The following is a 14,966-nucleotide window of genomic DNA, read 5'->3' as shown; positions in this document are numbered from 1 at the left end:
AGAGAGAATACAGGGGTTAAGGCGGCGTAATTAACACGTGAATATTAAACTCCTCTAGTGGGTTGTTCATTGAGTTTCTAAATAAACTGATAGCCAGCTCAGTGATGGGAAATCGGCTTCGCCGTTGAATTGATTCAGTTCAAAGAGGTTGAATTAAACAAAGTGGGCTAAAGCCGCGCCAATATAGAGCGAGTCTGAGCTCAATCACACAGCCATTATCGAAAACAAAGATTGCGATTGTGCATCAATTCACCAGTGTGGCTCAATGTAGATTCATGCGCATTGATTCGCCGTTGATAAGCCTTGATTCGTTGTTTGTTGTCTTGCTTTAACACGCTAGATATTGATTTCTACTCCCTGCTTTCAGTAATAGAACCTTGTGATATTGAACAAAAAACCAACCCTCAATGATTTTTCTTGCTTTGATTCGAAATATTTCTTTCCACAAGCAAGAATAAAGGTTGAAGCTCTCTGTATGACAGGTAATATGTTCCATTGATTTAAAAAGTTTATACAACCCAATGTTTCGACTGTTTTTTGTTCAGAATTTAGCGAACTATAAACAATCGGTTGCAAACATTGTGTTGAATTTGTCCCTCAATGGAGAATGAAACCAACATGACTTACGCGCCTGTAACAGACGTACTTGGCGGCAAGCTAGCGGTAGACAGTGAAGTAACTGTTCGCGGCTGGATCCGTTCACGTCGTGATTCCAAAGCTGGAATCTCTTTCCTTGCCATTTATGACGGCTCTTGTTTCGACCCGATTCAGGCCGTGGTCCCTAATAATCTTAATAATTACGAAAACGAAGTACTAAAGCTAACTACTGGCTGCTCTGTTGAAGTAACTGGCAAGATTGTTGAGTCTCCTGCAAAAGGTCAAGATTTCGAACTAACAGCAACTGACGTTAAAGTTGTTGGCTGGGTTGAAGACGCTGACACTTACCCAATGGCTAAGACACGTCACTCTATCGAATACCTTCGTGAAGTTGCTCACCTACGTCCACGTACTAACGTGATCGGCGCAGTAGCACGTGTACGTAACTGTCTATCGCAAGCGATTCACCGTTTCTACCACGAGCAAGGTTTCTTCTGGACTTCGGCTCCACTTATCACTGCTTCTGATGCTGAAGGCGCAGGTGAAATGTTCCGCGTATCTACGCTAGACATGGAAAACCTACCTCGCACTGACGAAGGCAAAGTTGATTTCAACGAAGATTTCTTCGGTAAAGAAACTTTCCTAACAGTATCTGGCCAACTTAATGCTGAAGCTTACGCTTGTGCACTAAGCAAAGTTTACACGTTCGGTCCTACGTTCCGTGCTGAAAACTCAAACACAAGCCGCCACCTAGCTGAGTTCTGGATGGTTGAGCCTGAAGTTGCGTTTGCAGACCTTAACGATGTAGCAAAACTGGCTGAAGACATGCTTAAGTACGTTTTCGCAGCTGTTCTTGAAGAGCGCCGTGACGATCTTGAGTTCTTCGCTTCTCGCATCGACAAGCAAGCAATCACTCGTCTAGAGCAATTCGTAGACGCTGATTTCGCACAAGTTGACTACACTGACGCAATCCAAATCCTACTAGACTCTGGTAAGAAATTTGAGTTTGACGTTGAGTGGGGCATCGACATGTCTTCTGAGCATGAGCGTTACCTAGCTGAAGAGCACTTTAAAGCTCCTGTTATCGTTAAGAACTACCCGAAAGACATTAAAGCTTTCTACATGCGCTTAAACGACGACGGCAAAACAGTTGCAGCTATGGACGTACTTGCACCAGGTATCGGTGAAATCATCGGTGGTGCACAACGTGAAGAGCGTCTAGATATTCTAGACGAGCGCATGGTTGCTATGGGTATCGACCCTGAGCACATGAGCTGGTACCGCGACCTACGTAAATACGGCACAGTGCCACACGCTGGTTTCGGTCTTGGTTTCGAGCGTCTAGTATCTTACGTGACTGGTATGGGCAACGTTCGTGACGTTATCCCGTTCCCACGTACACCACGCTCTGCAAACTTCTAATTCGATACTTAGTCGAAATTAAAAGTTAAGAACAAATAAAAACCTCCGCAATTGCGGAGGTTTTTTTATGTTCGGGATAAATTAAACGATTAAGACTAACGGTATAACGCTGACAAAAAATAGCTGTTCAGAGCTTAATTGGCATTTCAGTGCTTAGTCGATATAGCGAAGATTAATCGACATCTTGAGCGCTAGCGTACTTTATCGCGAGACCGCAAATTGCCATCATAACGAATGGGATGGCTGCAGTGGTATATTCTGCCCAAGCCATATCAGCGAAAGCTTTTGCGAGTAGTACGTGGCCGAGGATAAGCAGAAGAGCACACACAATAGCAACGATGATTAGCTTAACTTCGTTTCCTATGGTCATTTTCAACATAACGGTATCTCCAATATTTAGTCTACCGTCATTGAATCACAACTCTCTGCTCTATAAGGCGTACAGTTACGCCACAAACAACCCGTACAGTTGCAATCATTTGCTGTTTTATGAGCGACTTAAGGTTTTACGAGTGCGTAAGTTGATGCGCAAGCTTGCCTAGTAAGATCAGGGCTTGCTCTTTCTCTTCGGTAAGCTCGTAAGAGAAGTTCAACCGAATCGCGTTGTCTACCCTGCCCTGCTCACTAAACAAATCTCCCGATGCAACACTAATACCGTGGGCAATCGCTAATTGATGGAATTGCTGACTATCGAATTTTTCAGAGAAACGAACCCAAACGAAGTAACCACCAGCAGGCTCTTCAATCTCGATGGAATGCGGGAAGTACTGTTTAATCACACCAATAAAGCGCTCTTTTCTGAGCAAAAGGTTTTTACGCAGTTTACGAAGGTGATTATCGTAGCTTTCATGAGTAAGAAAGTGTGCAACCCCGAGCTGGACAGGCGCACTGCTTGATAGCGTAGAAAGGAGCTGAAGCTTTTGAATAGCATCATTGAAACGTGTGTTCACCACCCAACCGACACGATAACCTGGGCAAAGGCTTTTTGAATAAGATCCACAAAGTAATACAGAGTCAGTTTTATCAAAAGCCTTTAATGGCTTAGGTTTATACCCTTCGTAATAAAGGTCACCATACACGTCATCTTCAATAATGCAGGTATTGTATTGCTCGGCAATTTCAACAACGCAGCGCTTTGCTTCTTCCGTAAGGCTGGTTCCAGTCGGGTTTTGAAAAGTCGTCATTAACCAACACGCTTTCACGTCTTGTGTTTTTAAGGCTCTCTCAAACTGTTCGATGTTCAGTCCATTAACAGGACAAACATCCACTTCAATAGGATTAAGCCCTAACCTCTCGACTGCTTGAAGAGCACCATAGAATGCAGGTGACTCAATCACCACATTATCACCTGACTTAGTGACAGTCTGTAGGCTTAAGTTCAGCGCTTCCATCGCGCCTGACGTAATCACGATGTCTTGATGATTAACCGTAATTCCTTGCTGTAGATAACGCTGTGCTATCTGCCTTCTTAAAGACTCACTTCCAGGTGGCAGATTGTTAATCACACTGGCACCCGTCATCTTCCTGCCAGCACTGGCTAGGTTGCGGGTCAAAGTTGGTAAAGGGAACAAATCTGGGTCAGGGAATGCCGAGCCAAAAGGAATAACCCCCTCTGCAGAGCTAGATTTCAAGAAATCGAATAAGCGATCGTTGATGGCTTTCTTTTCGGGAGCTGATGGCAGATCGTAATCAACACCATCCACTCTTGGGGCCACGAAATAACCCGACTGAGGTTTAGCGATGATCCAACCTTCGCTTTCAAGCAGTTGGTAGGCTTGTAAGACAGTACTATTGCTGACGTTGTAATTGCGACAACTCATGCGCACAGAAGGGATCTTCTCTCCTGAACGCCATGTGTTATTAGCGATCTGAGTTCGAATATCCTTTGCAAGCTCTTCATAACGCGCCATCTAATTGTACTACCTAGAGAAATTTTGTTGGCCGGAGATTTTATCACTAACGCCATCAACTATTGCTGCTATCCATATGATTGCACCTAATTTCTATAATTGTGTGAATTGGTTCACAGATAACTTTGTAAGCTTTGCTAAGTTTGTACCCAAGGCAGGAGCTAAGTTGGCTTTCTGCCTCAATAATTTGATGTAATCCAAAAACATGCGAGATAACAATGAAAAAAATAGAAGCAGACCAATTAAGTTATAAAGGAGAGTCAAACGGTGTTCATAGTTGGACAACACCGAGCGGCCAACCATACTACTGGCATCCAGACTGGCTACACATTGCGGAAGACGCAACGGGCTCACATCCAAAACAGAAACTCGATGTAGACCAAGACCAAGCACCAACAGAAAAGCACGCGGTGTCTGCAATTCTAAAACACATTAACCAATGGGCAGCTGACAAACTGGCATCGCACCCTGAGATTGAAACTGGCTCAATTGAAGCTGAAATTAATCTGAAAAAGTGATTCGGTGTACTGGCTTTCGCAAGGTTAACTACTCGCGATTTCAGTAAGCACATCGACGGAATAGCCTCGTATCTCAACCGAGGCTATTCAAACCTCTTCATAATAACGCTGTAATAATCCCCACCTAGCTAACAAAAACCCAACACCAACCACTTTCTTGTATCAATCCACGAAAGCTATCGATAGAATTTCCGGTCTTATTCGCGTCAGTTATACAAATTGCATGTAATTCAACAAATCGTGAATCAGTAAAATTGTATAGATCTATAAAATTGCATGCATCTTTACAAGTTATGTAGATCTAAAAAACAAATTTTTGAACCTGAGAATAAAGGCTTATTGATGGATAATTCGAACTACAATCAATCACTAACGACTAAGTTATATCTCATTGCAGGCGTGCTATTTGGGACTTATGGCAGTCGGGTATGCCCTATGCTCGAAAGCTTAACGACGTTAGAGATTTTCACTCAAGTTAGTATTGTCTTCGTCTTACTTTGGCTGGTCCGTCATTACCTATTAGCACAGCACACTTTGGTCAAACAAGGTCGGTTTGCTCAGCTTGATACCCTACTGTTTTTTACTGCAAGTGTCCCTTTCGCGCTCTATTACAACCTAAGCTACGAATTCACCATTGATAGCAATTTGAAAGTACTGTTCGGCATGAGCTTATTTGGTTTCTTTACTGGAACGATTCTTCAATTAAGCGCCAAGCTCAATCAAATGGATAAGATGGAAGCGTCGGGTCAGTTTGATTTCCAATTGATTGGCGAAAGAAGCTCTCTAGTAAAACAGATGATTGGCCTAGTGATGGTGCTTTTAATCACACTCACAACCATGCTCACAATGATTGCTGTTAAAGATATTTTCTGGCTCGAGCACAACCCCGATCGCTTGCTTGATGGCACAGGCAAGATCAGTGTGATTAAAGAGTTTATTTATCTGGCTCTGGTACTGGGTGGTTACGCGATCACCATCATGACACTGTGGAGCAAGCTGATTAAACGCATTCTACTTAGCCAAGAGTGCGCATTAAACAAGGTGACCAATGGCGAGCAAGGTGTTCGCTTACCTATTTTCGGTTACAACGAACTTGGTTCAATGGCCTCAATGACCAACACCATGCTTGATAGCCTAGAGACCGCGCAAAACGAAGTGAAAACCACACGCGACGTTGCGATTGTCAGCTTATCTGCGCTTGCCGAATCGAGAGATAATGAAACAGGCGCGCACATCCTTAGAACTCAAGAATACGTTAAGGTACTCGCTCAGGAGCTTAGCAAGTCTGAAAGGCATTCCGCCTTGTTAACTCCAAACTATATCGAACTGCTTTATAAGTCGGCGCCACTGCATGATGTCGGTAAGGTTGGTGTTCCTGATAGCGTGCTGTTGAAACCGGGGAAATTGACTGACGAAGAGTTTGAAATAATGAAAGGTCACCCAGCGATTGGCGCAGAAGCCTTATCTATTGCAGAGAAGCAACTCGGGAGCAGCTCTTTCTTAAGAGTCGCAAAAGAGATTTCCCTGACTCACCACGAGAAATGGAATGGCAGCGGCTACCCAAATCAGCTGTCTGGTGAAGATATTCCACTATCGGGTCGTTTAATGGCATTAGCCGATGTTTATGATGCACTCATCTCGAAGCGAGTCTACAAACCAGCCTTCACTCATGAGCAAGCTAAACAGATCATTTTAGAGGGCAATGGGACGCATTTTGATCCGCAAGTTGTCGACGCATTTCTAGCGGTTGAACAAGCGTTTGTTTCGATAGCGGCAACCTATAAAGATGGCAAAAATATCGCTAGCGAACTCGAACGAGAAAGCCTTGTTGCTCAGCCCGCATAATCCTTTCAAAAACCACTAACTTCTTGCACCCTATAGGTTAATCCGTAGGGTGTTTTGTTATCAAATACCCTCTTTAGTCAATAAATCTGATTGAAATGGATTTTTTTTGGTCTTTCTGTTCACTTCGTATTGTCTTAAAAATTCCATACAGGTATAACTACCCATAGATACTATCCCCTCTCAATTGACATGGATGAAGATTATGTTTGAAAAAGTGTTAGCTGCTCCCGCCGATCCTATCCTCGGCCTTACTGAAGAGTTTAAAAAAGACTCTCGTGCAGAGAAAATCAACCTTGGTGTTGGCATCTACAAAAATGAAGATGGTCAAACGCCAGTACTTAAAACAGTAAAGAAAGCAGAAGCTGCACTTCTTGAAAACGAAAAAACCAAATCTTACCTAACGATTGAAGGTACAGCTGAATACGGTCTAGCGGTTCAGAAACTGCTTTTCGGTTCAGATGCAGAGATCGTAACGTCTCAACGCGCTAAAACAGCACAAGCTCCAGGTGGTACAGGTGCACTTCGCGTAGCGGGTGAATTCATCAAACGCCAACTGGGTGACGTGAAAATCTGGATCAGTAACCCAACTTGGGCTAACCACAACGGCGTTTTCGCTGCTGCAGGTATCGAAACAGCTCAATACAGCTACTACAACGCTGAAACAAAAGACAAAGACTTCGCAGGCATGGTTGCTGACCTAGAGAAAGCTTCTGCAGGCGACATCGTTCTTCTTCACGGTTGCTGTCATAACCCAACAGGTATCGACCCAACAGCTGAAGAGTGGGAAGTACTGGCTAAACTTGTTGCTGAGAAGAAATTGCTTCCTCTATTCGACTTTGCTTACCAAGGTTTTGCAAAAGGCGTTGAAGAAGATGCTGCGGGCCTACGTGTTTTTGCTAAGTACAACAAAGAAATCCTAGTAGCGAGCTCATTCTCTAAGAACTTCGGCTTGTACAATGAGCGTGTTGGTGCATTCACACTGGTTGCTGAATCTGCAGACGTAGCAACAACAGCATTCTCTCAAGTTAAGAGCATTATCCGCTCTATCTACTCTAACCCACCAGCGCACGGTAGTGCTGTAGTAACTCACATCCTTGGCGATGCTGATCTACGTGCTGAATGGGAAGCGGAAGTAGCAGAGATGCGCGACCGTATCCAAGAGATGCGTGAGCTATTCGTAACAACGCTGAAATCTGAAGGTGTTGATGCAGACTTCACATTCATCGAACGTCAAAACGGCATGTTCTCTTTCTCTGGCCTAAGCAAAGAGCAAGTAACTCGTCTGAAAGATGAATTCGCTATCTACATTGTTGGCTCTGGTCGCATCAGCGTTGCGGGCATGACTAAGTCAAACATGGGTCCTCTATGTAAAGGTATCGCTGCGGTTCTTTAATCGTAAAGCTATACCTGTATTTGCAGACAAGAACCTGCACTTGCAGATCGATAGATATGCAAAAGCCAGCGATTAAGCTGGCTTTTTTGTACCTGTCTATAACATGTTAGGTTTAACTAGGTTAGTACTCTAGGAAAAACTCAACACCCAATTCGTTGGTTCTCTCACTTCCACCTTTGCTGCCCTCGCCATCTCGGTGCTGATAAGAGCCGCCAATTGCAAATTTGTTGGTCACGAGATAACGCAAACCTAGGTGATAAATCTCTTCGTCGAACAAATCACTGCGGTTTACCTGAACGCTACCATTGGCAATCCAGCGCTTTGCAAAGCCATAGTTAAGCTCTGCTTTAACGCCTTGGACAAATTCAGTGTCCGATTCTAAGGTTTCATTACTGCCGTTAAGCTCAACCTCACCTTTGGTAACACCCAACAAGTAAGAAGCCACAATATCCAAGTCTTTCTTAATGCTATAACGATACCCAGCGCCTGCCATTAAGGTATCAATTCGGGTCGTGCTTTCATCTGGGTGAATAAAGCGAGCACTATAATCACCGAGCAACAACCAATCATCCGTCATGGTGTAACTCACCCCTAAACCAAACGACGAGGCGTTATTATTACCACCCGCATCTTCATTCAAACTGCCCGAATGAGCGGTTGCGTATATATGGTCATAATCAAGAATATCCACACCGTCAGTGGCTGCCCACAAACTTGGAGAAAACATAAAAACTGCAGATACAAAACTAAGCTTCCACTTCGACATTCCTATCATCCTTAAACTGTCACTCCATTAATTGAAAGGTTAGTCTATCCCTAAGACTTTAAAAAGGTTTTAGCTCACAGATTGATTTGTGACGGCAAATTATTATCAAATGTTGTACCATGAAATCATACAAACTAATGGATGATCATTATGGATGCTGAGTTATTAGAGATTCAAAACTTTCTGGCACAATACCCCCCTTTCACAGAACTCCCTGAGGAGATGTTAGCGAAAGTGACCAGTAGCGTGGAAATTTCTTATTACCGCCAAGACACACCTATCATTCACTTTGGTGACCAAATTCATGATCTCTACATTGTTCGAAGCGGCGAAGTAGAAGTCTATCGCCGTAAAGGCGAACTCTATAACCGCCTGGATGAAGGCCACTTATTCGGCCAAATGGGTCTACTGACCAACAACAAGGTTCGTTTCCCAGTAAAAGCGACCGAAGATACCCTGCTCTACTGCATTCCTGAGCCAATTTTCCAAGAGCTCTACGACAACTACGACTCCTTTGCAGATTTCGTAGAAGTAGAAGATAACGCGCGTCTGCGTCAAGCAAACTCAAGTAATAACGATGCCAACGATCTCACGACATCCAAGGTAAAAACGCTGCTGACCAGCGAAGCGCCGATGATCGAGAAGACTCGTACGATTCAACAAGCTGCGACCATGATGGCCGAAGACAACGTCTCTTCCCTGCTGATCATTGACCCAGAAATCGTTGAAGATGATGAAGATGACTCAACACCCGTGATCGGCATCATCACCGACCGAGATTTATGTACTCGTGTACTTGCTGAAGGCCTCGACCCGTCGGATGAAGTCTCTAGCGTAATGACACCAGAGGTTATCTCACTCGACCACAATGCTTATGTTTACGAAGCCATGATGACCATGCTTCGCTACAACGTGCACCACTTACCAGTGCTCAAAGATAAGAAGCCAATCGGTATTATCGAAGCAACTGACATCGTCCGTTATGAGTCTCAAAACTCGCTGTTACTGGTAAGTAGTATCTTCCAACAACAAAGTATTGAAGATCTGAAAGTGCTTTCCGAGCAAGTGAAAGACAGCTTTGTACGTTTGGTTAACGAAGATGCCAATGCCCACATGGTGGGTACCGCAATGTCGGTAATTGGTCGCAGCTTTAAACAGCGTATTATCGAGTTGGGTGAAGAGAAGTTAGGTAAATCGCCAATTCCATACTGTTTCCTTGCGTTAGGCTCGATGGGACGTGATGAGCAATTGCTGGTTACCGACCAAGATAACGCCATCATTCTTGATGACACATACGACGAAGCAAAACACGGCAAGTACTTTGAAGAGCTTTCAAAGTTCATTTGTGACGGCTTAGACCAGTGTGGTTATGTTTACTGTACTGGCGACATCATGGCAACCAACCCGACTTGGCGTATGACACGTCGACAGTGGGAAGAGTGCTTTGCTGATTGGATTGATGATCCAAACCCGAAAGCCTTGCTGAACGCTTCTATCTTCTTTGACTTAGATGGTGTCTATGGCCGCTTAAAATGGGCTGAGCAATTGAACAGCTTCATTGTAAGACGTGCACGTAAGAACAACCGCTTCTTAGCGTGTCTGGCACGTAACGCGCTCAACCGTACTCCGCCACTGGGCTTCTTCAAAGATTTCGTAATGGAGAAAGATGGCCGCCACAACAACTCGATCAACCTTAAGCGTCGTGGTACTGCACCGCTGGCGGATCTGATTCGTGTTCACTCTTTGGCAGTAGCTTCTCGTTCAAAGAACTCTTTTGAACGTTTAGATGACATTATCGACGCGGGTATTCTTCCAAAAGGTAGAGCGCAAGATCTGAAAGATGCTATGGAGTTCATCTCCTTGGTTCGTATTCGTCACCAAGCGCACGATGTTGATAACAATGTCGAGCCTGATAACAACATCGAGCCGGAAAACCTATCTGACTTCGAGCGACGTAACTTGAAGGATGCATTCCAGATTTTAAGTAATGCGCAGAACTTCCTTAAGTTCCGTTACCAAGCTAGCAACAAGTTTAAGTAGGGCCTATGAACAAACTATTTAGATCACCTGCGGTTGACTGGCCATTTAAGTTTGCTCAGAAGCTTGAGCGTGCGCGAGATGAGCGCTTAAAGCATTTTTATAGCCAGCCTCTTCCTGCGCCAGATACACCAATTTCAGAAGTGACCTTCTTGGCTGTCGACTTTGAAACAACGGGGTTAAACCCAAACAAAGACGGCATCATTACCATTGGTCTAGTGCCGTTTACGCTCAATCGCATATACTTGCGACAAGCGAAACACTGGACTCTGAGGCCAAAGCAGAAGTTGGAAGAAGAGTCCGTGGTGATTCATGGCATTACTCACAATGACATCATTGACGCGCCCGATCTTAGCGAAGTGTTAGACGAGATTCTTGAATCTATGGCGGGACACATCCCTGTCGTTCACTATCGTCGTATCGAACGTGACTTCTTAGATAACGCATTGAAGGTACGACTTGGTGAAGGGATTGAGTTTCCAGTGCTCGACACACTCGAGATTGAATCCCAAATCCAGAACAAACTAGCGGGTGGCTTGTGGAACAAACTGAAAGGTAAGAAGCCAGCGTCTGTAAGGCTTGGGCAGAGTCGTCGTCGGTACCACCTACCCGACTACACACCGCATCACGCACTAACCGATGCTATTGCGACTGCAGAGCTGCTCCAAGCGCAGATCGCTCATCACTTTGACTCTGAGATGCCGTTGAAGAGTTTCTGGCTCTAATTGAGTTAGGTAAGCCTAGACATAAGTGACCTAAACACAAAACCCACTAACTTCCATTAGTGGGCTTTGTTAATTTTCATCATCTGAACTTATGCCGCTGTTGGCCCAACTAATCGCATTTCCCAATCTTCAACTTCACCTGTTTCAAGACGGCGAGCAACGAGTGCCCCCCAAGACTCAACCAGTGGTAATTCCGTCATCTGACTCAGCAGTTCTTTATCTAAGCTTCCCGTGAAAACTGCGCCCATAATGCGAGTGAGCGACCAGTCTGGATAAGGTCTTTCACACAGAGTAATCTCGTCGCCTTCACCAATGTCACCTTCCTCTAATACACGGAAGTACCAACCTGTGCGAAGCGTATCTTGTAGCCTTCTCGCCATGTCATTTTGGTCGAATCGTACGTTGAGCTTCCAACAAGGCATGCGTCCCTGTGAGACTTCCAACAATGTTGAACCGATGCGAATCTTATCTTTTAAGCAAATCGATTCTTCGGTTATGCCAGATGAGCTGATGTTCTCACCGAATGCACCAGCAGATTGGAAGATCGCTTTGTTGCCAAGCTCTTCCTTCCAAATTGGGTAGTGCTCGCTTGGATAGATATGAAGCGCTTTTTGAATCCCACCATGAAAGCGAGGGTCGCCTTGTTCATCATTAGTGAAACCAAGTTCTGTCGCGTGCTGACGCTCCGACAAAACCTGCTTATCAATAGCACTGTTTGACCCATGTGCAAAAGCTACGGTCTTGCCTGCCAATACACTGTTTACTACGCCTAACTTCTTCATATCCTTTCCTTCTTACTGGAAACTCTCTTACTGAGAATATACTTGCTGAACTGCATAAGATAATACGACACTGCTGCTCGACTTCATTCATATTGCCGAGCATGATAGCCTAGTCTCGCCACGTCAGAATAGGGACATAAGGACAGTTAACCATGCTAACCCGCCAAATAGATTCTCACTCAGGAGTAATGACTTCAAATGAGATGATGGTCGCCCATCCTGAATCACCTGCATTAGTGAAGACCATCGACATGCCCAAGGGCTATATCGATACAATGCACCAACATACGTGGCATCAAGTGATATTTCCAATCACAGGTCTATTACAAACGAAAACCGAGCATTATCAGCATCTAGTGCCTCATACTTCTGCTTTGTTTGTACCCGCAGGTATTCAACACGAATCTATCGCTTTAAGCCATACGACGTTTGTCGGCGTCTATCTCAATCCTGCCTTCGGTACAGAGTACGAACCTCAAGTTCGAACCATTACGTTGACGCCATTTTTAAATGAACTGTTGCAGGAGATCCGCAGGCAGTGCGAAGGGTTAGTGAGTGATGACGAGGTGTCGCGGTTACTCTCGGTATTGCACGACCAGATCATGAAAGACAATGTTCAGACCTTCCAATTGTTGCTACCCGAAGACAGACGCTTGAAGCTTATATTTGAAGCGCTGACAGAAACACCAACGTTGGATTTGTCGCTAAAGGAATGGGGAGAGAAAGTCGGAGCATCAGAACGAACCTTGTCGCGTTTATTCTCAAAGGAATTCAACACGTCATTTCAACTGTGGCGACAACAAATCCGACTGATTTACTCATTGTCTTTACTCGATGAAGAGTTCTCAATCCAGAGTATTGCTGACCAAGTCGGCTATCAAAATGACTCGTCTTACATCAAAGCGTTTAAGGCGACGTTTGATGTCACACCACAGCAGTTTCGCTTCAATGGCCGCCAAAGGTAGTGCGAGTCGACTATTTGCCTTCTGTCGATAGAGCTTGATAATAACGACGCTTTTGGCGATACATATCTTCGTCCGCTTGAGAGAACAACTCATCGATATCTGTCGACTCTGTTGACGCGACACCAATCGAAAATCGAACTGGGATACTCACCCCGACTTTCGTTTCGACGGTCTGGTCAAATTGATCTGCATAGAGCCGTTCAGCCAATTGCTGGGGCTCTTGTACTGGTTGTTCAGCAGGTATCAAAGTAAGAATGGCAAACTCATCACCGCCTAATCGATACAGGTTGCTTGCGCCGCATAACCGGTTGCGAATGACATCCGTACAGCCTTTTATCAGCTCATCACCCACCGCATGACCATACTGATCGTTGGCGGCCTTTAATCCATTAATATCAATGATAAGCAGAGATAAACTGTCTTTGTTCTCAGTAGCGCGCTGTTTAGAGAAATCCAAATCTTCATCGAAGGCTTTTCGGTTGTAACAGCCTGTCGACATGTTAATACGATTCATGTTTTCGAGTTCTATCCAGCCAGCTAACTGCTTTTGATATAAGTCGAAAATCAGCAGGTCTTCCTCACTCAACAAAGTAAAACTCTGAGAATAGAAGTAGCCAATCGTTGTCTCTTTCGAGTCTTTTAAAACCCTGTAGCTGTTAGTCATGTCGCTATCAGTAATGCTTACATCATCAATATCGCCACAAGAAACCGAGCTAAAGTTAAACTCTATTAGGCAGTCCGGAAGTAACGATTTCAGTTGTCGATTCACCTGTTCTGGAATCAATCGGTAATCAACACTTTGCCTCATGGAAGCAAACTTAACGATCTTGAGAATGCGATTTTTCTGTGACTCTTCACGGGCCAGTGAATGCGTTAATCTACTCGTCTTCTCTTCAACCGTTTGCTCTAGCTGCGTGTTAAAGCTTTCAAGCTTGAGGTTGTTCTCTTTGATCTGCTGGTAAGCGGATCTCAACTGGTCATTACGTACCGTCAGTTCACTCAGCTGACGCTGTATGCGAGACCACATTTTTTCCAACAAGCGGCTGAACGTGGTGAACTCGGTAAAACGATGCTCATTTGCATTGTGCGTAGGTGGCTGGTTATTTGAGTAAGACTCTACCGAGCCAGTCAGTAGGTTAAGTTGTCTTGAAAAGGCGCGATTCAACAACAACGCAAAGACGATCGCGACGGCTAGTGTCACAAATAGGATTCGAACAAACACCACTTGAGATTGCTGCATCTCTTGTAAACGAGCACTGTCCGACACATGATGTTTCAGCGACAATGTTAACGCGTCCGAAAACAGCTTATTGTCGTTAGTGATTAACTTAGTGTCTGTATCTGCGGTTTGCTCGTTAACGGAAGCCAAATAATCAAACTCGACAAACTCTTTGTCATATAGGAAAGGGGCTATTTTTGACTCTAATCGGTCGTACCCCATTAACACTACTAAATAACCTTGCGGCGTATAGCTAGAACCTTCTATCAAACGATACGGCAGAATTGGGGCAACAAAAACAAGACCTGAATCCGCATTATCGGCGATCTCTGGTTCTGTAAACTCAGTATGGAACAGCTTACCTTGCTTATACGCAGCCTGAGGGCGCTTGAGGTCCTCAAGTAACTGACTTTGCTCAAAGTGATATAGGCTGCCTTTACTGTCATAAATAGGCTTCCAGTTGCTATCCAGAATATAAGTCGCCGACACACTATCTGCTAGCGCGTTAAAACTATCCATCTTGTCCCAGACCACACTTGAGAAGAAGATATTGCCACCCGCTTTAATCAATGAGCGATCTTGCGAATACCACTGCGTGAGGCTAGCCGTAAGGTTGATTTGCTCCTGCACTGTTTGCTGAATACCTGCCGTTGAATTGGCAAGCTTGATCTCTTTTTGTTCAAGAGAGCTTTCGTTCTGCTTATTCAGTATCAGTTGACCCGCTAGGTAAACTGGGAATAACGAGCAGGCCAGCAACACCAAGCCCATGGTGTATTTCAATGAGAGT

The 14,966-nt window shown here is 44.6% G+C and carries 12 protein-coding genes; 7 read left to right on the top strand and 5 right to left on the bottom strand.

Features of this window, described 5'->3' with window-relative positions; genetic code table 11:
• Positions 1-618: 618 nt before the first annotated feature.
• The gene (asnS, locus tag L1D37_RS17905) at positions 619-2,019 is read left to right on the top strand and encodes an asparagine--tRNA ligase (protein ID WP_239848653.1); all 1,401 of its coding nucleotides are present in this window, start codon (positions 619-621) and stop codon (positions 2,017-2,019) included.
• 172 nt (positions 2,020-2,191) lie between these two features.
• Here the strand turns inward: asnS and L1D37_RS17900 are convergent, their stop codons facing one another.
• Both L1D37_RS17900 and L1D37_RS17895 read right to left on the bottom strand, forming a co-directional pair.
• Positions 2,192-2,398 (bottom strand): hypothetical protein, encoded by a 207-nt coding sequence (locus L1D37_RS17900; RefSeq protein WP_239848651.1) that lies wholly within the window; start codon positions 2,396-2,398, stop codon positions 2,192-2,194.
• Between the two features lie 127 nt (positions 2,399-2,525).
• Complete coding sequence (locus tag L1D37_RS17895) at positions 2,526-3,929, bottom strand: PLP-dependent aminotransferase family protein (protein ID WP_239848650.1); 1,404 nt, start codon at positions 3,927-3,929, stop codon at positions 2,526-2,528.
• Between the two features lie 218 nt (positions 3,930-4,147).
• Here L1D37_RS17895 and L1D37_RS17890 point away from each other — a divergent pair, with 218 nt between their 5' ends.
• From L1D37_RS17890 to L1D37_RS17880, 3 genes are all read left to right on the top strand, one after another.
• On the top strand, positions 4,148-4,447 hold the full coding sequence (locus L1D37_RS17890) for a hypothetical protein (RefSeq protein WP_004741582.1): 300 nt from the start codon (positions 4,148-4,150) through the stop codon (positions 4,445-4,447).
• A 342-nt stretch (positions 4,448-4,789) separates the two neighbouring features.
• On the top strand, positions 4,790-6,292 hold the full coding sequence (locus tag L1D37_RS17885; RefSeq protein WP_239848648.1) for an HD domain-containing phosphohydrolase: 1,503 nt from the start codon (positions 4,790-4,792) through the stop codon (positions 6,290-6,292).
• A gap of 202 nt (positions 6,293-6,494) precedes the next feature.
• A complete protein-coding gene (locus tag L1D37_RS17880; RefSeq protein ID WP_048658412.1) occupies positions 6,495-7,685 on the top strand; it encodes an amino acid aminotransferase in 1,191 nt (396 codons plus the stop codon).
• A gap of 121 nt (positions 7,686-7,806) precedes the next feature.
• Here the strand turns inward: L1D37_RS17880 and L1D37_RS17875 are convergent, their stop codons facing one another.
• Positions 7,807-8,451, bottom strand: coding sequence for an outer membrane beta-barrel protein (locus L1D37_RS17875; protein ID WP_176681515.1), 645 nt, complete (start codon positions 8,449-8,451; stop codon positions 7,807-7,809).
• Positions 8,452-8,601: 150 nt separating this feature from the next.
• On the opposite strand from L1D37_RS17875, the gene L1D37_RS17870 reads away from it, so the two are divergent.
• Together L1D37_RS17870 and L1D37_RS17865 are read left to right on the top strand one after the other, a co-directional pair.
• On the top strand, positions 8,602-10,491 hold the full coding sequence (locus L1D37_RS17870; protein ID WP_176681516.1) for a DUF294 nucleotidyltransferase-like domain-containing protein: 1,890 nt from the start codon (positions 8,602-8,604) through the stop codon (positions 10,489-10,491).
• A gap of 5 nt (positions 10,492-10,496) precedes the next feature.
• Entirely contained in the window at positions 10,497-11,213 is a 717-nt protein-coding gene (locus tag L1D37_RS17865; RefSeq protein WP_176681517.1) for a 3'-5' exonuclease, read from the top strand.
• Positions 11,214-11,302: 89 nt separating this feature from the next.
• On the opposite strand, the gene L1D37_RS17860 is transcribed toward L1D37_RS17865, so the two are convergent.
• A complete protein-coding gene (locus L1D37_RS17860) occupies positions 11,303-11,995 on the bottom strand; it encodes an MOSC domain-containing protein (RefSeq protein WP_239848647.1) in 693 nt (230 codons plus the stop codon).
• A gap of 152 nt (positions 11,996-12,147) precedes the next feature.
• Between L1D37_RS17860 and L1D37_RS17855 the strand changes: the two genes are divergently transcribed.
• Positions 12,148-12,960 carry a helix-turn-helix transcriptional regulator gene (locus tag L1D37_RS17855; RefSeq protein WP_239848645.1) on the top strand — a complete coding sequence of 271 codons (813 nt, stop codon included), beginning with the start codon at positions 12,148-12,150 and terminating at the stop codon, positions 12,958-12,960.
• Between the two features lie 10 nt (positions 12,961-12,970).
• Here the strand turns inward: L1D37_RS17855 and L1D37_RS17850 are convergent, their stop codons facing one another.
• The gene (locus L1D37_RS17850; RefSeq protein ID WP_239848703.1) at positions 12,971-14,947 is read right to left on the bottom strand and encodes a diguanylate cyclase; all 1,977 of its coding nucleotides are present in this window, start codon (positions 14,945-14,947) and stop codon (positions 12,971-12,973) included.
• Positions 14,948-14,966 lie beyond the last annotated feature (19 nt).

Source organism: Vibrio sp. Isolate33 (assembly GCF_022397895.1).
Lineage (GTDB): Bacteria > Pseudomonadota > Gammaproteobacteria > Enterobacterales > Vibrionaceae > Vibrio > Vibrio pomeroyi.
This window is presented reverse-complemented; position numbering and strand designations above follow the sequence as displayed.